We start from the raw sequence: 20,726 nt of genomic DNA, 5'->3' as shown, positions 1-20,726 counted from the left end.
AGTTATTTCCCTCCCTTTCTACTCGTGAACCGGGAACACGCTGGCGACGGAGTGAGTCTCCTCGTCGGTGCGCGGGTCGATGTACTTGGCAGCGTTCTCCCACTGACCATAGTGGCCCATAGCGCCAGCGATGGCCTCCTCGGGGGTCTTGCCGGCCTTGACGGCGTCGGTGAACTTGCCGAGGTTCAGGAACTCGAATGCGATGATCTCGTTCTTGTCGTTGAGAGCCATGCGGGTGACGTAGCCCTGAGCGAGCTCGAGGTAACGAGCGCCCTTGGCCTTGGTGCCGAACATGGTGCCGACCTGAGAGCGAAGGCCCTTGCCGAGGTCGTCGAGGGAGGCGCCCACGGGCAGGCCGCCCTCGGAGAACGCGGTCTGGCTGCGGCCGTAAACGATCTGCAGGAAGATCTCGCGCATAGCAACGTTGATGGCGTCGCAGACGAGGTCGGTGTTGAGGGCCTCGAGGATGGTCTTACCGGGAAGGATCTCGGAAGCCATGGCGGCAGAGTGGGTCATGCCCGAGCAGCCGATGGTCTCAACGAGGGCCTCCTCGATGATGCCGTCCTTGACGTTCAGCGTGAGCTTGCAGGCGCCCTGCTGAGGTGCGCACCAACCCACACCGTGCGTAAGACCGGAGATGTCGGAAATCTCCTTAGCCTGGACCCACTTGCCCTCCTCGGGGATGGGTGCGGGGCCGTGGTATGCACCCTTGGCAACGGGGCACATGTTCTCCACTTCCTGTGAGTACTGCATGCCTCTCCTCTCTATCGTGTTGGCGTCCCGTCTGGGGGTCGTGGCTGGCGATTGCCGGGCGACCCTTCGAAAGGGACATGACATGCAGCCCCTATAATACCGCGAAATGCACGGAATATTCGGCGAACGGCTCAGTTTTCGTAGCGAGAAGTCCGGAAGTTTAAATTGAAACGGTTTAACTCTATGTTCTGTGGTCGCGAACTTCCGTAGAGGGGGTTCGTCTTGGGCAAGCTTTTGGTCAGCTCTTGTATGCGTTGCGGGGGCTGACCTGTTGCAACGGTGCCGTTCGCCGCCTATTTACCGCCTTTGGCCGCGCGAGTCCATTGTTTTGCGTGGATGTTTTGATGGCACGCTTCAATCGTGCTGTATTAGATGGCAAGCAGATCCCGGCGAAGGGAGCGCCATGCAGCGCGTTTGGAGAACGGTTACCGGCTTTTACCATGTCTGTGCCCGCGGTACGGGCAAGCAGCTCATCTTTGAGGGCGACGAAGACCGGTGGGAGTTTTTGGAACTGATGCGCGACTGCTGCCGCGAGGCGGGTGTGACGGTTATCGCCTGGTGCCTTATGGGCAATCACGTGCATCTTGTGCTTGCAGATTACGAGGACGCGATGAGCGCGGCGATGCACCGGCTGCTTTTGACGTACGCGCGGCGGTTCAATAAACGCACGGGGCGCACGGGCCATCTGTTCCAGAACCGTTTTGACCGGCGCTCGCTCGATACCGACCGTTATCTAATGGCTGCCATTCGCTATGTTCACGCTAATCCGCAGGAGGCGGGTATCGCCCTGATCGAGCGCTATCCGTGGAGCAGCTTTGCCGAGTATCTGCGAGCGTATGACAACGATATGACGAGAGGATTTTCCGACCCTTCTTGTGTGCTCGAGCTCTTTGAGTCTGCCAAGGGGTTTCTTGATTATTCTCTGTCGACGCCCGATGGTTCCGATCCGGTGATTCACGATATGGATGAGACGGAGTGGGAGCGGCGTGCGTTTGCCGACAAGATGGCGAAGCGCCTGGGCGTGCCGCTCAACGAACTCAAGACCGTAGCACCGTCGCGTCGAGACGGAATCATTTTCGTCCTGCACGATGGCGGCTACACGGTGCGCGAGATTGAACGCTATACGGGAATCAGCAAGAGTACCGTCTCTCGTATCGTGCGCGCTTATGCTCGGGTGAAGGCTCAGGCTGAGGGCTCGGAATAGACAATGGCCGAATCACTCTTGTCAAGCGATTCGGCCAACATAATTCTTAAGATTTGGGACAAATACTACTGATTATTTTGTCCCGTGAGCATGCCGTCGAGGGTGCGCCAGGCGAGCTCGGCGCATTTGACGCGGGCGGGCATGTGCGAGATGTCCTGGAGCTGGGCGGCTTCGTCCAGGTCTTCCAGGTCCTCCTCGGAGAGCTGCTCGCCGCGGATCATGGCAAGGAAGAGCTCTGCTAGGCGGCGAGCTTCCTCGACGGTCTCGCCGGTGATGAGGTCGGCCATGATGTCGGCGCTGGCCTGACTGATGGCGCAGCCGTGGCCGGTAAAGGAGGCCTCCTCGATCACGTCGTTCTCGACGCGCAGCTGCAAGGTGAGCTCGTCGCCGCAGCTGGGGTTGATGCCGTCGTGCTCGTGCGTGGGAGCATCCATCTCATACTTATAGTCGGGGTGCGAGTTGTGCTCCATAAATGTGGTGGAGGTGTACAGATTACCCATTGAACGTGCTCCAAACGTGATGCAGGCCGGCGATGAACTTGTCGATGTCGGCCTTGTCGTTGTAGAAGGCCACGCTGGCGCGGCAGCAGGCAAGGTTCTCGACGCCCAGCCAGGTGAGCAGCGGCTGCGCGCAGTGGTGGCCGGCGCGTATGCAGACGCCGTCCATGTCCATGATGCTCGCGACGTCGTGCGGGTGGATGCCCTTGACGTTAAAGCTCACAACGCCGTGGTGGTTGTCCCAATAGATGGAGCCGATGATCTGGACAAAGTCGAGCTGCATGAGCTCGCCCATCAGATAGTGGACGAGTGCCTGCTCGCGGGCCTGGATGTTCTCGTAACCCACCGTGTTGACCAGGTAGTCGAGTGCCGCACCCGTGGCGAAGATGCCGGCGGCGTCCTGCGTGCCGGCCTCGAATTTCTCGGGAACGGGCGCCCAGACGGCGTCCTGCTCGGTGACCGAATCGATCATCTCACCGCCGGTAAGCACTGGCGGCATGGCGTTGAGCAGGTCCATCTTGCCCCACAGCACGCCGATGCCCATGGGGCCCATGGCCTTGTGCGCGCTAAAGGCAAAGAAGTCGGCGCCCAGGTCGGCCACATCGACCGGCATGTGCGGCAGCGACTGCGCGCCGTCGACGACCAGATAGCCGCCGTACTTGTGCACGAGCTTGCCGAGGTTCTTGACCGGGTTCTCGACTCCTAGCACGTTGGAGACCTGACCCACGGCCAGGATCTTGGTCTTGGGTCCCACCTTGGCCAGAACCTCCTCGGTGGTGAGCTGGCCGGTCTTGGTGGGATAGAGGTAGACGAGCTTGGCGCCGGTCTCACGGCAGACCTGCTGCCACGGAATCAGGTTGGAGTGGTGCTCCATGATGGTGATGACGACCTCGTCACCGGGCTCGAGCACCGTGGGTGCAAAGCTCTTGGCGACCAGGTTGAGCGACTCGCTCGTGTTGCGGGTGAAGACGACCTCGTTGGCCTGTGAGGCACCGATGAGGTCGGCGATCTGCTGGCGGACTTTCGCGATGGCGTCGGTGGCCTCGACGGACAGCGAGTACAGGCCACGCAGGGGGTTGGCGTTCATGCGCTGATAGAAGTCGCGCTCGGCGTCGAGCACGCAGGCAGGGCGCTGCGCGGTGGCGGCACTATCGAGGAAGGCGATCTCGGGGTGTTGCTGGAACAGCGGGAACTGTGCCTTGTAGGGATTGGTCTCGATGTCGACGGTAGGCCAGCCGCGCGAGGCCTCGTCGCTGGCGTCGAGCTCCATAGGCTCCGGTGCGGTACAGGTATCGCATTTAACGTGCTCGGTGTCGATCATGCGAGCTCCTCTTCAAAGTTGTCGATCAGGTTGTTGCCCAGGCGGACGACGGCGGCGCGGGTGCGCTCGTCGGTGGCGGAAAGCGCGGCGTCCTCCAGCTTGGCACGGACGAACAGGTCCTCGGCGGCGTTTTGGTCAAGGCCGCGGCAGGCGAGGTAGAACAGCTGCTCGTCGCGGACGTGGCCGATGGTGGCTCCGTGGTTGCCGGCGACGTCGTCCTCGTCGCACAGGATGACGGGGACGGTCTTGTTGTCGACCCCCTTGTTGGCCAAAAGCACCGTCTCGCGCTCGGTGCCGGTTGCACCCTTGCAGCCGTGCACGAGGTCGATGGTGCCGCGGTAGACCTTCTTGGACGTGCCGGTCAGCACGCCGTTGGCGTCGATCTCGCACTCGGTCTTGCGACCGCGGTGGCGCAGCTCGTAGTTAAAGTCGCGCACCTGCTCGCGGGCGCCCAGGTAGTCAGTATCGATGGTGACCTTGGCGGTATCGCCCAGCAGGTCGCCGGCAAGGCCGGTGGCGCTGGCGCCGGCACCCAGGACGGTGTGCTGCACGTTGACGCGCGCGCCCTCGTCCAGGAACAGGCCGGTGTCGTCGAGCGCGATCCAGCTATCGTCGAGCGTCTGCGTGCAGGTCACGTTGACGGTGGCGTACTCGTGGGCACACACGCGTAGCACGGAGCCCACGACGCCTTGGCCGGCAACGGGGGAGTCCAGGGCTATGCGCAGGTCGAGCGTTGCCTGCGGACGGGCGACGACATCGATGGCGGCGATGGCCGCGGCAGTGTCGACGCCACTCACGTGCACGGTAACCGTGGCGTGCTGGTATGCGGGCACATCGATGACGATGCGCTTGGTGGCGTGGTCGGCCAAGTAGGTGTAGGCAGCCTCGCCCATGCCGGTCTCGAAGGCTTCAGCAGGGGAGAGCTCCTCCTCGAGCTTGATGGCACCGGCCTGGTAGATGGAGGTGGCGGGCACGTCAAGCTCGGTCTCGGGCGTGATGCGGGCGCGGTCGGCGGCATCGCCAGGGGCGGAGGCGCGGCGCTCGGGGAAGCGCTCGGCCATGGCGTCCATGGCGGCGTCGAACGCGTCTGCCACGCCAGCAAACTGCTCTTCCAAGCCCTCAACCTCAATGGTCTCGGCGGGAGCGGCGGCAAGCTCGTCAGAGAGCTCGAGCTTGGTCTGGTTCATCTTGAGCCAACCCCAAGTGGCAGCCGGCATCGCATTGACCTGCTCAAGGGTGGTAGCAGCGGTGTTCGTGGTCTGTTCCATTATCCGATCGCTCCTTCCATCTCGAGCTTGATCAGGTTGTTCATCTCGACGGCGTACTCAAGCGGCAGCTCCTTGGAGACCGGGTTGGCAAAGCCGTTGACGATCATGGTGCGGGCCTCTTCCTCCGAGATACCGCGGCTCATCAGGTAGAACACCTTGTCGTCGCCGATGCGGCCGATGGTGGCCTCGTGGCCGATGTCGACGTTCTTGGCGCGGATGTCCATGGCCGGAATAGTATCGGAGCGGCTCTGGTCGTCGAGCATCAGCGACTGGCAGCTCACGGTTGCCTTGGAACCCTCGGCCTTGGGTGTCGCCACAATAGAGCTGCGGAACGTCTGGATGCCGCCGCTCTTGGAGATGCCCTTGGTCTCGACGGTCGCCGAGGTCTCGGGGGCGTTGAGCACGACCTTGCAGCCGGTGTCGAGGTTCTGCCCGGCGCCGGCAAAGGTGATGCCGGTAAAGCTCGAGCGGGCGCGGCGGCCGTTGAGCACGCTCATGGGGTAGAGGTAGCCCACGTGGCTGCCGAAAGAGCCGCTGATCCACTCGATGTCGCCGTCCTCGTCCACGCGCGCACGCTTGGTATTGAGGTTGTACATGTTCTTGGACCAGTTCTCGATGGTCGAGTAGCGCAGGTGCGCACGCTTGCCCACAAAGAGTTCGACGGCGCCGGCGTGGAGGTTGGCCACGTTGTACTTGGGTGCGGAGCAGCCCTCGATAAAGTGTAGGTCGGCGTCGTCCTCGACGATGATGAGCGTGTGCTCAAACTGGCCGGCGCCCTTGGCGTTGAGGCGGAAGTAGCTCTGAAGCGGAAAGTCGAGCTTGGTGCCCTTGGGCACGTAGACAAACGAGCCGCCCGACCACACGGCGCCGTGCAGGGCCGCAAACTTGTGGTCGGTGGGCGGGATGAGCGTCATGAACTTCTCGTGGATGAGCGGCTCCCACTGCGGATCGTGCAGGGCCTCCTCGATGCCGGAGTAGACGATGCCCATCTTGGACGCCGTGTCCTGCATGTTGTGGTAGACCAGCTCGGAGTCGTACTGCGCGCCGACGCCCGCCAGATAGCTGCGCTCGGCCTCGGGGATGCCCAGGCGCTCAAAGGTGTTCTTGATGTCGTCGGGCACCGACTCCCAGTCGTGCTTTTGGTCGGTGTTGGGCTTGACGTAGGTGACGATGTTGTCCATGTCCAGGCCCTCGATGGAGGGGCCCCACGTCGGGTTGGGGAAGCGGTTGAAGATCTCGAGGGACTTTAAGCGCAGGTCGAGCATCCACTGCGGCTCGTCCTTCTTGGCGCTGATCTCGCGCACGATGTCGGGTGTGATGCCGGCGTCGAGGCGCTCGAATCCCTCCTCGCCATAGGTGAAGTCGTAGAGGCTGCGGTCGATGTCCGCGACCTCGGTGCGGTTCTTGGTCATTGCGTCGCCCCTTTACGCCTGCTGCTCGGCAGCGGCGGCCTCGGCCTGGGCGCGCTGCTCGGCGGCCTCGCGCTCGAAGGTTTCAAAGCCGTTCTTGTCGATCCAGGGGATGAGCGAGGCGTCGTCCTCGCGCACGATGTGGCCCTTGACCATAACGTGGACGCGGTCGACATCCAGGTGCTCCAGGATGCGCGTGTTGTGCGTGATGATGAGCATGGAGCCGTCACAGCTCTTGCGGTAGGCGTCCATGCCGTGGCTGACGGTGGAAAGCGCGTCGACGTCCAAGCCCGAGTCGGTCTCGTCCAGGATGGCGAGCTTGGGCTGCAGCAGCAGGAGCTGGAGCATCTCGACCTTCTTCTTCTCGCCGCCCGAGAAGCCCACGCCCAGCTCGCGGTTGAGATAGGCGGTATCCATGTTGAGCTCGGCCGCGAGCTCCTTCACGCGGCGGCGGAACTCCTTGCCCTTCATCTCCAGGCCGGGGCGGCCGGCGATGCTGGCGCGCAGGAAGCTCGACAGCGGCACGCCAGGGATCTCGACCGGGGCCTGGAAGCTCAGGAACAGGCCGGCGCGCGAGCGCTTGTCGGTGGTGAGCTCGGTTATGTCCTTGCCGTCAAAGACGATACGGCCGTCGTTGACCGTGTAGACGGGGTCGCCCATGACCAGGTGGCCGAGGGTGGACTTGCCGGCGCCGTTGGGGCCCATCAGCACGTGGGTCTCGCCGGCGGCGACGTTGAGGTTGACGTTGTGGAGGATCGTCTTCTCGTCCACGGAGGCGGTCAGACCCTCGATAGAAAGCAGCGGATTTGCGCTCATGCTGTACCTCTCTGTGTATGGTGTACTCATAGGTGCACTAAACCCTAGGAATCTTCTCGGAATAAAGTTACTATGGGTTCGGAGTTAGTCAAGGGAAAACCCGACTAATCCACTCGACTTTTCAAATTCTGGGACAAAATAACCTGTTGTGTTTGTCCCACTTACTTAAGATTTGGGACAAACAAACCTGGTTATGTTGTCCCAGATGCGATGGGAGGGTAGGTATGCTCATTTCTTCCAAGGGCCGCTATGCCCTCCGGCTGATGATCTATATCGCGGCGCTGGGCGACGCCGAGGGCAAGATTGCCCTTCGTGAGGTTGCCGACCGCGAGCATATCTCGCAAAAGTACTTGGAGCAGCTGGTCCGTCCGCTTATGAAGGCGGGCCTGCTTAAGAGCGTGCGCGGCAAGGGTGGCGGCTACATGATGGCCAAGGACCCGGCCGAGGTGCGTGCTGGTGACATCCTGCGCGCTGTCGAGGGCAGCACGGCGCCCGTGGCGTGCGACGGCATCGACAACAGCTGCACCCGCAGCGACCTGTGCTCGACCGTCAAATTCTGGCGCGGTCTGGACGACGTGATCGAAAAGTACGTCGACGGCGTGACGTTGGCCGACTTGGCTGCCGTTCCAGAAATTAACTTCGATATTAAGCTGTAGGTTGAACGCAATTCCTTAAGATTTTGCGGAGGGTTGTTGCCGTTTACCGAGGGGTTGTTGTGCAACAACGGGTGAGCTGCAATACTTAACTCTATCTTTGCAAACCGCACTTTAACTACACCAATGCAGGGAGGATCTTATGCAGCCTAAGCATTCTGCTATTGTCGCGGGCCTGACGCTGGCGCTTTCGTTTGGCGCCGTTTCCGCGCCGGCACCCGCCGCTGCCGAGGAGCCCACGCCGGGCGTTGCCTCGGATGCCACCGATATCGATAAGGGCCTTTACACCCAGCAGTCCTTCTCGGGCGTGCTGAGGTCGGTTCAGGGCGTTTCGTTTGTCAACGTGACCGCCGAGATGAAGTACTTTACCAAGTACGAGAGCCACGGCAACTATAACCAGGGCTTTTCGTATGGTGACGGCTACAACGCGCTGGGCTATTACCAGTTCGACCGTCGTTGGTCGCTCATTCCGTTTATGAAGCAGGTCTACAACTACAGCCCCGAAAAATACAGCATGCTCAAGGATGCGATTGATCGCGGCAGCGAGATTTCCAACGCGAACAATGCCATGTACGAGAACGGCCAGCTCACCGAGCTGGGCCATATCGCGCAAGATGCCTTCCAAGGTGCGTACAACACCGATCCTGTTGAGTTCTCAGCACTTCAAGATGCCTATGCGTACAACTCGTACTATGCGGTGACCGAGGCGTGGCTCAAGAGCGGCTTGGGCATTGATGTTTCGGGCCGCGCCGATTGCGTTAAGGGCATGGTGTGGAGTATCACCAACATGTGCGGCACCGGTGGTTGCAGGGACTTCTTCCGCTGGGCAAACCTTTCTAACAGTATGACCGATCGCGAGTTTGTGACGGCGCTTTCCAACAGCGTGGTCAACAATGTCGCCACCAAGTATTCGAGCCAGCCCCAGTATCATGAGGGCTGGAAGAACCGCTACCGCAACGAGCTGAAGGACTGCTTGGTTTATATCGCTGAGGACGAGGCTGCCGCTGCGACGCCCGTGCGGCCCGAGCCTACGCCGGCGCCCTCGCCGACACCTGATTCGAATGACGACTCGAGTGACGATGCCAACGATGACAGGATGGACGCGCCCTCGACCGATACTGACGGTGATGGTTCTGCTGGTGGTACTACCGACGACGGCTCTACCTCGAACGGCTCCGATTCGAACGGCTCTGCTGCGGGCGATTCGTCTTCAAGCTCTGCCGGCAATACGGACAGCGACGCTTCTGGTTCGACCGACGCTGACACCTCTGACTCATCCACCGGCTCGAGTGATTCGTCCGCTGACACCGGCTCTAACAACGGCTCTGGCTCTGCCGCAACCCCTGATTCCGATGCTTCCAAGGACGACTCGAATAAGGCGCCGGACACCCCCGTTGCTTCGCCGGACAAGAAGCCTTCTTTCTCCGTGCAGCTTGGTTCTACGCTGGGCTCTTCGCTGATGGCTGGTGTCAATAACGGCTCGACCCAGAACAAGGACAACTCTGATCAGGTTTCCACGGAAAAGACCGAGGCCGCAAAGGGCGACTCCAAGGACGAGGCTTCCGAGAAGACCGAATCTGATAAGGGTTCTAGCTCTGAGGAGCAGAGCGACAAGTCCGAACAGAAGAAGGACGAGGATAAGACCCAGTCCGAAGACGATGACAAGAGCGGTGCTGACAACCAGGTCCAGGAGCAAAATGACTCCAAAACGGTGACCACCACGACCACGACGACTACAACTACCAAGTCCTCGGGCGGCAGCATGCCCAAGACGGGCGATCTGATTGTGATGGCGAGCCTTGCCAGCGCGAGCTTGGCCACACTGGGCGCTACGTCTATTGTGAGTGGCAAGCATAAGCTCGATCAGCAAAAGAAGGCTGCTGGGCAGAACGACTCCGAGGAGTAGTCCCTTTCGGTTGCCCGACAACTAAAGATTCGCAATGGGGGCCGGTGCAGTTGCATCGGGCCCCATTTTGTTGCACAACGATTTGTTATGCCCCCTCAAGGCCTTTGTTCCTACCGTTGCCCGATGCCTTTGCACGGATCCAGCGTTGCACTTGAACTGCTCGCTACAATGGGCTTCGTGCTGCGTTTTAGGGAGAAGTTACGGTGTCTGAACAGGAGTATTGCAACAGTGACGATACTTTTGGCGTACGGCTTGTCAACCATGTCGATGATGCGGTTTTGCCGGTCGGTGTGCATGATTTTGCCGATGCCATTGGTCGTTGCATGCTGGTTGACAAGACCATGTTTATTGCCGATGTGTTGGACTGCGACGCGTCCGTTGTGGTGTGCTGTCGACCCGAGGGTTTTGGCAAGAGCATGAACTTGTCGATGCTCAGGGCTTTTCTGGAGCGTCCAGCGGTCGGTCGCTCTGGTCAGCGTTTGTTTGCCGATGCTCAGATTTGGGATGCGAACGGCGGGCGCTATCGGGATGAGTATGCTTGCTATCCGGTGATATCGCTGGACTTTTCTGGCGCTGGGAGGCGTGGCCCCGCTGTTGCCGGCGTCGTGCGCGATGCCCTTTCGGGCGAGTGCGCTCGCTTGTTGGCGCTCTTGGAGGCTCCGGATTTAGCTCGAGATAAGGTGCGTCACATCGAACGTGTCGCGCGTGGCGTGGCGAGCGCGGACGAGGTTGACTCGGTGCTCGGTGTGCTCATAGAGCTGCTGGAGATTGCCTGCGATGAGCAGGTTGTATTGCTCGTTGATGGGTACGATGCGGCGTGGTCTCGCCGTGCGAGCGCGAGGGACGCTTCCGACGCCGATCCGGCAGAACTACTTGACCGTGCGCTGTTTGACGCCATTGCCACTGCGCGCGATTCGTTGCGGCTGACGTGTCTGATGGGGGAGTGTCCCGGTCCTGCCGAAGCGGCGCTTTCTTCGCGCGGCTGCTCGTATTGTCTGACGACGCCGCTGTCGGCGTGGTGTGACCGTTGGTTCGGTTTTTCGGATGCCGAGGTCGAGGCTCTTTTGAATCATGCTGGGCGCGAGGAATACCTGAATGATGCGCGTGAATGGCTCGAGGGGTATCGGTTTGGCAGGGCCTATTGCTCGAGTCCAGAGCGTGTGATCGGTTTTCTGGGCCGAGGCTGCACGGCGCCTGTGCGTGCCGATCTGTATGGATATGCCGATTGCCTGAGTAGGGTAGTTGCCGGGTGGAATCTCGACCGCCTTTCGGTCTTGTTTGATTTGCTCGAGGCCCATGGGTGCGCTGAGGCCCCGCTTTGTTTGGGCACTGCAGAGCCAGATGTCTCGCCTGACGATGGCATGTGGACAGCGCTGTATCTGTCCGGTTTTCTCACGACGGATATGACTGAGGAGCCAGAGCATGGCGATCGCTTCCGTGCTTTGCGATTGCCCAATAACGAGCTTCGCCAGGCCTTGCGTCTAGTGATTATTGAGTGGTTTGAGTGCGCTGCAGAAGACATTCGAGACGTCGATGCGTTTCGCGACGGGCTGTGCCATGGGAACGAGGATACCGTGAGGCGGGCGCTAAGCCGCATCTTGGGAGATGCGGGAATCGGTGCGACCGACCCAGATACACCGCTGCCATATCACCTACTCTTGCAAGGACTCTGCTTTGGATTGCCGGGCTATGCCAATCCTGCTTCGAGGCGAAAGTGTGGCGCGGATCGCTGGGACATCCAGGTTTTTCCTACGGGCGCCGCGTTCGACATAGCCGATACGATCGGTATGCTCGATGAACGTCCGCTGATAACGATCAACATGATGTATGACCCCGGTGTGGATGCGCTGGGCCTGGAATTGCTGGCCGTGCAGGCGCTGCTCGACATAGAGCGCGACGGCATCGACGAAATCCGTGTGCCGCGACCCGGCGTTGGCCGCATGCGCTGGGGGTTTGGGTTTGACGGGCGACATGTGGCGGCGGTGTGCCAGCGTCTATAGGGGCGGTCGATAACCGGGCTGTATCTGTTTCCCATTCTGTGTGCTTCTCGCTACTATAGAACGGATCGCTAACGGTCTGGTCGTGCTGGCGACTGGGATAAATACTGGTATATCCAACGTTCTATGGGGGTGTCGATTGTCTACGAGCGATATGAGCGTTAGCGTTGTGGTTCCATGCTACAACGCCGAGAAGTTTCTCGATCAGTGCCTCAGCTCTATTGAAGCCGATCCGATGAAGGAGCTCGAGATCATCGTGCTCAACGATGGCTCGACGGATGGCTCGCTTGCCATTATGGAGGCCCATGCGACAGGGGACGCTCGCGTTCGGGTGATTGATAAAGCAAACCAAGGCTATGGCGCAACCGTTAACAGGGGTTTTGACGAGGCGCGGGGCGAATACGTTGCCGTTGTCGAGCCCGATGATTACCTTAAACCCGGCATGTTTTCCGCTTTGTATCAGCTGGCTTGCAAGCAGGATTATCCCGACGTGGTTAAATCCTCATACTGGCGTGTCTATATGGCGGACACTCCAAGGGAACATCTTTACCACTGCCATTACTACCATCGGGTTAAGCCGGGGCGCCAGCCTTTTGTTCTTGCCGATGCTCCCATCTTGATTCAAAAGCATCCTTCTATTTGGAGCGCACTCTATAAGAAGAGTTTCCTTGTTGGGCATGGCATCTGCTTTAAAGAAGTCCCAGGTGCTGGCTGGGTTGACAATCCCTTTCTTATCGAGACGCTTGCCCAGGCAAAGACCATCGCTTACACCGATGAGGCTTGGTATTGTTATCGTGAAGATTTGCCCACGGCATCGTCTGCCAGCGTTAATAGCGCCCTTGCCTTAACGCGTTGGAACGACATGGTCGACGTGCTCGAACGACTTGGCGTTACGGATAGGGGAATATGGCGCGCCCTTTACACGGTGGGATTCCGTCATGCTGGTCTTGCCCTTGCGAACGGTGGCCTCGAGCAGCGAGATGCCTGCGTGCTTCTTAAGAAGACATTCCGCCGTATGGATCCGGCAATAGTGCGTGCTATGGATACTGTGAGCCCGCATCTTAAGCAGGCGTTTTCGCAGCTGACTGGTGAATCCGTAGGCGGGTCTGGCGTTCTGGCTTACCGTATATCGCAAATCAGGGAATTTGGATATACCCTAAAGACCGCCGGCTTGGGTTTTGCGCTTTCTCGCGTTGGGCTATCCTTAAAACGTCGCTCTGCTGAGCGTTCGTAGAATTTACATGCAAAGGAGCTGCATGCCTTCTAAGGGACACATTGCTATCTATACGCAAGATGCTAAGCTGGGGCACGAGGTCAAAGGCGCAACGCGTTACGTCTACCTTGCCACGCTACTGTGTGAGCAGGGCTACGACGTTGATTTTATTACCAGTGGCTTTCAACATTGGGATAAGCAGCAGCGAGATATTATGCACCTCGATCTGAGCATGCATCCCTTTACTGTGCATTTTATTGAAGAGCCTGTCTACCCTAAGAACATGTGTCCCCAGCGTATTTGGGCCCACCATGTGGTTTCAAAACGTGTTGTTAAGTTTTTTGATGAACACCATGCGTACGATTTGGTCTACTGCCAGATTCCGCCTAACGATGTTGCGCGTGAGATCGGCAAATGTGCCCATAAGTACGGCATTCCATTTGTTGTCGATGTTAATGACCTGTGGCCCGAGGCTTTCCGCGTTGCTCTGGATGTTCCGGTCCTTTCGGACATCTTCTTTGCTCCGTTTTACAAGCAGGCTAAGGCGACGTATCAGCTGGCCGATGCCATTGTGGGTACGTCGCAGGAGTACCGCGACCGTGGTGTGCGCGATGCACGTTCGGGTATTCCCAATGAAGTCGTGTACGTCGGCAATCAGCTTGCCGAGTTTGATGCCGGTGTGGCCAAGAACGCCGTTTTGATTGATAAACCGGCGGGAGAGATCTGGGTCTCTTATGCCGGCACCTTGAGCGCTTGCTACGACCTGGAGACTCTTGTTAAAGCAATCGGGATGGTTCAGAAGACCCATCCCGAGGTCAAGCTTCAGATTCTGGGTGATGGAGCCGAACGTGACAACCTTAAGGCCGTCGTTCAATCGACGGGCGCTGGTGTGACCTTTCATGGGTACCTGCCCTATGACAAGATGGCTGCATGGCTCAGCAGGTCTGATATCACGGTAAACTCGCTGGTCGAAAAAGCCGCCCAGAGTATCGTCACCAAGATCGGCGACTATCTGGCGGCGGGCAAACCCATGGTCAACACCAGCATGAGTGCTGAGTTCCGCGCAAAGGTCGAGTCAGACGGGTTTGGCGTTAACGTGCGACCCGGAAGCCCCGACAAGCTTGCCGCTGCGGTTACCGCCCTTGTCGAAGACGAATGGCACCGCAAGCAGATGGGGGAGGCCGCTCGTAAAATCGCAGAGGAGCAGTTTGATCGCCCGCATTCGTATATGAAGACTGTAAAACTGATTGAAAGCTTGATAAGGTAGCCCTTTTAAGAGTTCACGCTAACGGGGAATATCCTGTATTCAATTCTAATGCCATGTTAAAAAAGCGGTTGTTGGGCGATTTTCTAGAGACCGCTATCGTAGATTTTGCGATTTGGCTCGCGATGAATTATTAGGCTGAATTTTGTCCCTATGACGCTGACTTCGATTTCTGGGTCGATACATTTAGCGCCTTTAGGTTCTTCGCTGGCCAGAATGGAATGGGGACTTGGCGCAAACAGCTTTCTTGGGTTTCGCCTGTAATATAATTTATGCGCATCATTTGAACTTGTATTTAATGGGGGTTGGCATGAAACGTCACCTGCAACTGCTTGTTGTATCCGTTGCAGCGTTAGTTATTGGACTTAATCCATTGATTGGGCCGGTTGCTACTGCTTATGCAATCAATGGTGAACCTGTACAGCAGGATTCAACTGCTGAAGTCGCGGATTCTGAGAGCAATTCAAACTCGACTAACGACCCCGCCTCCTCGCCCTCCAATAAGAATCAGGACGACTCTGACAATCTTGTCGCAGAAGAAAATGACCCTTCCGTTGTAGCGGATGGGAGCGGCGACGTTTTAACCGATTCGTATCAGTATCTCTATATCGCCTATCCGCAGCTTCCAGTCGGTGTGGACCAGGTGATTGCATTTGCCACCCCTAACGATTCTGATGCACTCACAGATGCGACTCTTAAATTGGAATCCACAACTGGGCACTCCCTTTCTGTTAGTGCGACGGCCGTCAGTGGCAATGCTGCTGCATTTCAGTTCGGTAAGGATTATGCCGAGTGCGGATATGATTTGATTTCGATCTCCTATCATCTGCAGGGCGATGCCACGGAGCACAGTGTCGATTTGATGCAATGTGGATATGCGTTCGACATTGATGCGAATGCCGCTGTGGACGATGGCCTAGCCGAAGGCAGTGCTAATTCGTCTGTTTATTATTCAGATGATTCTGGCAATGCGATTCAGGCTGCCACGATTGGCGACGCACTTACCGCCTCAAATGGGGAGCAATCTCTCTCTCTTGCCGATACTGCTGTGAACGGTTCGTATGTTATTGCTCTTGATCCTGGTCATGGCGGCGTTGATCCCGGCGCCCAAGGTAATGGGAAGAGCGAGGCGGATCTTACTTGGAAGATTGCTGTTGCCTGTAAGGCCAAGCTGGAGCGATATGGTTTTAAGGTCGTGATGTCTCGAGGGCAAAGTGGTTCTTATGGCAGCAACGATTTTCTGTATCGCGTTCAGCGATGCGTAAAGCAAGGTGCACAAGCTTTTGTGAGTTTTCATATTAACTCTGGTAGTTCTGCGGCGCATGGTGCTGAGGTTTACGCGCCTACGGCCAATGGCACGAGCTATACGAAAGCCTCCGTCGAGCTTGCCCAAAAAGTGATGAATAATTTGTCTGCGCTTGGCTTGACCTATCGTGGCGTGTTTCAGATGACGGTTGGTGACGAATTTGCCGTTGTTCGCTGTGCTCGCGAGCAGGGGATTCCTGGCATCTTGATCGAGCATGGCTTTATTTCTAACTCGGGTGACGTTTGGAAATACTTTAGCGATGCTGGCTGCAAGCGTCTGGGGGAAGCTGACGCCGATGCGATTATTGCTCAGTTCCCGCGTTCTAGTTGGATGGATTACTCCGCTGTATTTGATGCTGACTATTACCTAAAGAATAATCCTGATGTCGCTAAATGGGCCAACAACGATAAGGACAAGGCCCTCCAGCATTTTATTAACTATGGCATGGCGGAGGGCCGCCGAGGCAACGAGGCGTTCGACGTCCAGAGCTACTACAACGAGTATCCCGACCTGAGGGCCGCGTACGGGACTAATATTTCTAAATACTATATTCACTATATGAAGTGGGGTAAAAGCGAGGGAAGACATGGTACGGGAACTTCTTCGCTAAAAGAGGCTGTCGTCACTATTGCTGGTATCGATTATTCTCCTGTTTATGATTTCAAGTTCTATCTTGATCACAACAGCGATCTTAAGAAGGCCTTTATTAAAACGACTGGCGCGGGCGTAATCATGGTTGACGACAATGCGGCCTTGCGCCACTTCGTCAGGTATGGCATGGCCGAGGGCCGCCGCGGCAACGAGGCGTTCGACGTCCGCAGCTACTACAACGAGTACCCCGACCTCCGCTCCGCCTATGGCACCGACACCGCCAAGCTCTACGGGCACTACCTGCGTTACGGCAGGGCCGAGGGACGCCGTGCCAACGGCTGCGACTCGCTGGAGGCCGCCCGCACGTCCCTCGACGGCGTGAACTACGCCCCGGTCTACGATTTCAGCTACTATATCGCCAGCAGCCCGGATGTGCTCTCCGCATATACGAAGAAGAGCGAGTGCGGCGCTCTTGTTGACGACGCGGCGATCCTTCGCCACTTCGTCAGGTGTGGCATGGCCGAGGGCCGCCGCGGCAACGAGGCGTTCGATGTTTATGGCTATAAAACTCGCTATATTGATCTTCGCAAGGCTTTCGGTAATGATTTGAAGGCTTACTATACTCATTTCCTAAAGTATGGATTAAAAGAAGGACGGGATGGGTCAAGCATGACGAGCTTTGAAGGCTATATCATGTCCCCCGCTTTTTCTTCATATGAAGATGCTTCGGCTCATTATGCAAGAACTGTAGGGGAGCAGGCTTACCCGGTCTCTGTTTATAAAAATAAAGGGGCTGCTACGGTTAAAGAGTTCTGCAAGATCCTCTATGAAGAAGCTGTGTCTGAAGGGGTTTGTCCCGAGGTCTTATATGCTCAGGTGATGAAAGAGACTGGGTATCTCAAATTTGGCAATTTGGTAAAAGCAGACCAATGCAATTTCGGTGGTATTGGAGCAACTGGTCACGGACATCCTGGCTATACTTTCGCAAACGTTAAGGAAGGTCTTAGAGCCCAAGTCCAGCATTTGAAGGCGTATGCTTCGACTGAACCGTTGAATAATCCGTGTGTTGACCCTCGTTTTCGTTTTGTCTCTAGGGGTTGTGCCCCGAAGACAACTGACCTTAACGGGCGATGGGCTGTTCCTGGAACTGGATACGGCGAGAGTTTAAATGCAATCGTCAAAGCCGTTATAGGTGACTAATTGATAGTGAATTGGTTTCGTCATGGATAAGATTTTTCTTCAAAACGAGTATAAAAAGATATTTTCCAGAATTGTTAATGGAGACAACATAACGGTATTGCGCTATGGGGATGGCGAACGTGCCATTATGACCGGCGAAAAGGTTGTAGCGCAGGAAGGCTGGTCTTCCGAGGGAGAGTCTCCTTTGGCTGTTGCGCTCCGAGAGAGTCTTAATTTCACTGACGACAACGTGTATTACGGGATATCATGTCCGTGCTGTGATAGACCTGCATATTACTGGTATTCAACTCGAATTGCCAGTAAGCAAATTACCTTTGCTAACTTGTTTGTGAATTCGAATTACCAGACATTCAAGTCTGATTTTCTGACATTAACTCGAGATGCAATTGTGATTGCAAATCATGCTGGAAAAAATAATCGAATTGGTAATTTGAATGTTCTGAAGTATTACGCGGTGGGGGATGACTGTATTTCCTGCTGGGAAGAGGAATGTGGATCGATAGTATCTAGAATTATTTCTGAATATGGAAGCCGAGACAATTTGCTTTATGTTGTTTCGGCGGGTCCTATGGCTGAACCGATAATTGCGGAGCTTTACAAACACAATCCTAATAACTGTTACATTGATTTTGGTTCTTCAATTGATATTTATATTCATGGATCGGACACTAGGCCATATTCAAAGCCGGGCACTGTTTATTCAAAACGAAACTGTTGGATGTTTGACCCGAATACAGCGGATTTTGATGTGTCCGTTGTTTTGACTACATATAAGAAACCAGAATCGCTGACTGAACAATTAGCGGCAATTGATAAGCAGACATTAAGGCCACGTGAGATCAGGCTTTTCAAGGACGCCATTGACGGTTTCTACTCCATTGATTTGAATGATGAGTTTTTGTCGTCATTTGATGATTGCTGCATTGCGAAATGCAATAGGGGAGTTTGGGGCCGATTTGATTATGCAAGAGAATGCAAATCAAAATATGTATGCCTCTTTGACGATGATACTATTCCAGGGGATTGTTGGCTGGAAAGCTGTCATTTTGAAATGATGCAACACGAGGGAATTTACGGCACGATTGGAATAGTGCTCGAGAATTCAAGTGGTTATCCGATTGACAAGCGTTCATACTATCGAGTCGGTTGGGCTGAACCCAACGAGCAGCTAATGGAAGTTGATTTCGTTGGTCACTCTTGGTTCCTTCCAAGAAGAGCCCTTGATTATATGTTCGAAAATACCGAGCAATTGCAACAGTATAAAGTTGCAGCGGAAGACATGACTCTTTCTGCTAAGGCCTTGCAATACGGGTTGTCAACTTTTGTCCCACCCCATCCATATGACAATAAAAGAGTTTGGGGTTCGGATAGCTCTCTTGCTATGCATTTTGGGCAGGCTAGCGGATCTCTCTCAATGAATGTCGGCAATTTAAGGAAAATGGAATCCGCTATCGTTGAGTTAACCAAGACCGGTGCATCCTTTCTCTTTCAGCGTAATCCAGGCCTCGTTAAGATGCAAAAAAGGTTTCTGAATAGGTATCACAATGTGGAACTGATGAAGCATTATTTAAAGGTCATCCATCGCAAGGTTTTCAGAAGAAATAAAGGATGAGTTTATATAGATGGCAAACAAAAATTCTAGAATCAAAAATGCTCTCCTCGCCTCATTGACTGGGGTGGGTGAACAACTCGCATCTTATGTTGGTGCGTTTATATTTCGAACAGTATTTTTGTATGTACTGAATGCCAACTATTTGGGAATATCGGCGCTATTTACAAACATATTGCAGGTGTTTTCCCTGACCGAGCTTGGTATCGGCTCGGTTATTGCATTTAATATGTATAAGCCAATTAAAGAATGCGATGATGAGGAATGCGCAAAGCTGCTCAATTTCTATAAAAGTGTCTACCGAGCAATTGCTTTAATTACTCTGCTTCTTGGAGCTTGTTTTTTTCCGTTTATCGATTCTGTTATCGCTGATCCCGGTAATATTCCGGATGATGTAAATCTTAGCGTAATCTATTGGCTTTTCGTATTTCAAAGTGTAACGAGTTACCTGTGCGTCTACAGGCAATCGCTACTCAATGCCGATCAAAAGGGTTATGTAATTTCCGCCGCTAACTCTATCTATAATATATGTTTAAATGTAATTAAAATTTTATTACTGATAGCTACTGCAAATTACACTTTTGTTCTTACTGCTGGAATTTTAATTTCCCTTGTTTACAACTTTGGCCTGTCTTGCTATAGCGCTAGGCAATATCCAGACATTATTGCGTTCAGGGATGCAAGGCTTAGCAACGCTAATAAGATTCGCATTTTTAAAGAGACTGGCGCATTAATGTGTCACAAAATCGGAGGAGTTGTTCTAAACAGCACTGACAGCATTATTCTCTCTTCTTTTATTGGCGTGGGGACAGTCGGTTTATATTCAAATTATCAGCTGATTTCATCTGCATTAGATTTGTTTTTAAATAAGGTTTTCGGTAGCTTTGTTCCGACAATTGGAAATGCCTTGATAGATGCGGGGGATTCTGAAAAACTTAAGTTGTATCAACGTCTTCGATTTATTAATATCTGGGCTGCGTCATTTTGCGCTTTGTGTTTTTATCTGTTGATTAATCCTTTTATTAAGATTTGGATCGGGGATAAATACTTATTGGATCAGGCTGTCGTTACGATTCTTTCCCTGCATTTTTTCTGGAATTCTTCAAGAATTATTAACGTTGGGTTCGTAAATGCTTCTGGCTTGTTTGTTAAAGATAAAATCAGACCTTTAATTCAGGCTGTTTTGAATCTAGTTATTTCCGTCTATGCCGTCATTCATGTTGGTATTGCTGGCGTTTTCATCGGCACTTTTCTTAGCACGCTCTTTACAAGTGCTTGGCGTGAGGGCGTTGTTTTGTACAAATATTTATTCCACTGTAGTTGTGTTGATTATTTTAAATGCTATTTAGGTTGGTTTTTTGTTTCGCTTATGCCCGCAATCGGGCTTCATATCTTGTTTTCATATATTCCAGATTCGCTGTTGGGTTTTGTAATTAGATTGGTAATTGCTGTCGCGGCGATAAATTTTTATTTTTGGATTGTGTTCAGGAAAACAGAATCATATTTATATATGAAACAACTCTTAAGTTCTATGACTAAGCGTGCTTTTACTAGATAGGCATCTTGATTGTGGCGTCCACAAATCGCGAGGCTGGGTATTTGCTCGCTTGAGCACTGTTGAATATGCGATATGACACTGCCGTTATTGCGCCTGAGCACCAGCGCCGATATGGGCCGTAGTGTTTTTTGCATTCGTCTGCTCCATTAGTATCGGTCTGA

The 20,726-nt window shown here is 54.9% G+C and carries 15 protein-coding genes; 9 read left to right on the top strand and 6 right to left on the bottom strand.

Annotated elements, in window-relative coordinates; all coding sequences use genetic code 11:
* Nucleotides 1-18: 18 nt before the first annotated feature.
* Nucleotides 19-753, bottom strand: a complete 735-nt coding sequence (locus DW123_RS07145) for an iron-sulfur cluster assembly scaffold protein (protein ID WP_006235554.1) — start codon at nucleotides 751-753, stop codon at nucleotides 19-21.
* A gap of 403 nt (nucleotides 754-1,156) precedes the next feature.
* Here DW123_RS07145 and DW123_RS07140 point away from each other — a divergent pair, with 403 nt between their 5' ends.
* On the top strand, nucleotides 1,157-1,957 hold the full coding sequence (locus tag DW123_RS07140; protein WP_117743578.1) for a transposase: 801 nt from the start codon (nucleotides 1,157-1,159) through the stop codon (nucleotides 1,955-1,957).
* Nucleotides 1,958-2,022: 65 nt separating this feature from the next.
* Here the strand turns inward: DW123_RS07140 and sufU are convergent, their stop codons facing one another.
* From sufU to sufC, 5 genes are read right to left on the bottom strand one after another with little or no spacing between them, the layout of a single operon-like run.
* Nucleotides 2,023-2,457, bottom strand: coding sequence for a Fe-S cluster assembly sulfur transfer protein SufU (sufU, locus tag DW123_RS07135; protein WP_117736728.1), 435 nt, complete (start codon nucleotides 2,455-2,457; stop codon nucleotides 2,023-2,025).
* Nucleotides 2,450-3,775: an aminotransferase class V-fold PLP-dependent enzyme gene (locus DW123_RS07130; protein ID WP_199570199.1), complete on the bottom strand. Its 1,326-nt coding sequence runs from the start codon at nucleotides 3,773-3,775 to the stop codon at nucleotides 2,450-2,452. The genes sufU and DW123_RS07130 overlap by 8 nt, the downstream gene beginning before the upstream one ends.
* Nucleotides 3,772-5,043, bottom strand: coding sequence for a SufD family Fe-S cluster assembly protein (locus DW123_RS07125; protein ID WP_118273673.1), 1,272 nt, complete (start codon nucleotides 5,041-5,043; stop codon nucleotides 3,772-3,774). The genes DW123_RS07130 and DW123_RS07125 overlap by 4 nt, the downstream gene beginning before the upstream one ends.
* Nucleotides 5,043-6,455 carry a Fe-S cluster assembly protein SufB gene (gene sufB, locus DW123_RS07120; RefSeq protein ID WP_117794639.1) on the bottom strand — a complete coding sequence of 471 codons (1,413 nt, stop codon included), beginning with the start codon at nucleotides 6,453-6,455 and terminating at the stop codon, nucleotides 5,043-5,045. Before sufB ends, DW123_RS07125 begins: the two co-directional genes overlap by 1 nt.
* Nucleotides 6,456-6,467: 12 nt before the next feature.
* A complete protein-coding gene (gene sufC, locus DW123_RS07115; protein WP_118273672.1) occupies nucleotides 6,468-7,268 on the bottom strand; it encodes a Fe-S cluster assembly ATPase SufC in 801 nt (266 codons plus the stop codon).
* Nucleotides 7,269-7,492: 224 nt separating this feature from the next.
* Between sufC and DW123_RS07110 the strand changes: the two genes are divergently transcribed.
* The 8 genes from DW123_RS07110 (at nucleotide 7,493) to DW123_RS07075 (ending at nucleotide 20,565) form a co-directional block, all read left to right on the top strand.
* A complete protein-coding gene (locus tag DW123_RS07110; protein WP_055310594.1) occupies nucleotides 7,493-7,924 on the top strand; it encodes an Rrf2 family transcriptional regulator in 432 nt (143 codons plus the stop codon).
* 139 nt (nucleotides 7,925-8,063) lie between these two features.
* A complete protein-coding gene (locus DW123_RS07105; RefSeq protein WP_118273671.1) occupies nucleotides 8,064-9,827 on the top strand; it encodes a hypothetical protein in 1,764 nt (587 codons plus the stop codon).
* Between the two features lie 203 nt (nucleotides 9,828-10,030).
* Nucleotides 10,031-11,827, top strand: coding sequence for an AAA family ATPase (locus DW123_RS07100; protein WP_118273670.1), 1,797 nt, complete (start codon nucleotides 10,031-10,033; stop codon nucleotides 11,825-11,827).
* 151 nt (nucleotides 11,828-11,978) lie between these two features.
* A complete protein-coding gene (locus DW123_RS07095) occupies nucleotides 11,979-13,058 on the top strand; it encodes a glycosyltransferase (protein ID WP_118273669.1) in 1,080 nt (359 codons plus the stop codon).
* Nucleotides 13,059-13,080: 22 nt separating this feature from the next.
* Nucleotides 13,081-14,304 (top strand): glycosyltransferase family 4 protein, encoded by a 1,224-nt coding sequence (locus DW123_RS07090; protein WP_199570200.1) that lies wholly within the window; start codon nucleotides 13,081-13,083, stop codon nucleotides 14,302-14,304.
* 226 nt (nucleotides 14,305-14,530) lie between these two features.
* A complete protein-coding gene (locus DW123_RS07085; protein WP_118291503.1) occupies nucleotides 14,531-17,398 on the top strand; it encodes an N-acetylmuramoyl-L-alanine amidase in 2,868 nt (955 codons plus the stop codon).
* A gap of 22 nt (nucleotides 17,399-17,420) precedes the next feature.
* Nucleotides 17,421-19,010, top strand: a complete 1,590-nt coding sequence (locus tag DW123_RS09495; RefSeq protein ID WP_147351599.1) for a glycosyltransferase — start codon at nucleotides 17,421-17,423, stop codon at nucleotides 19,008-19,010.
* Nucleotides 19,011-19,020: 10 nt separating this feature from the next.
* Nucleotides 19,021-20,565 carry a lipopolysaccharide biosynthesis protein gene (locus DW123_RS07075; RefSeq protein WP_118273667.1) on the top strand — a complete coding sequence of 515 codons (1,545 nt, stop codon included), beginning with the start codon at nucleotides 19,021-19,023 and terminating at the stop codon, nucleotides 20,563-20,565.
* The last annotated feature ends 161 nt before the right edge of the window (nucleotides 20,566-20,726 follow it).

This window comes from Collinsella sp. AM10-26 (assembly GCF_003472525.1).
In the GTDB taxonomy this organism is placed as follows: domain Bacteria; phylum Actinomycetota; class Coriobacteriia; order Coriobacteriales; family Coriobacteriaceae; genus Collinsella.
The sequence above is the reverse complement of the archived record's forward strand: the minus strand, read 5'-3'. Positions and strand labels throughout refer to the sequence as shown.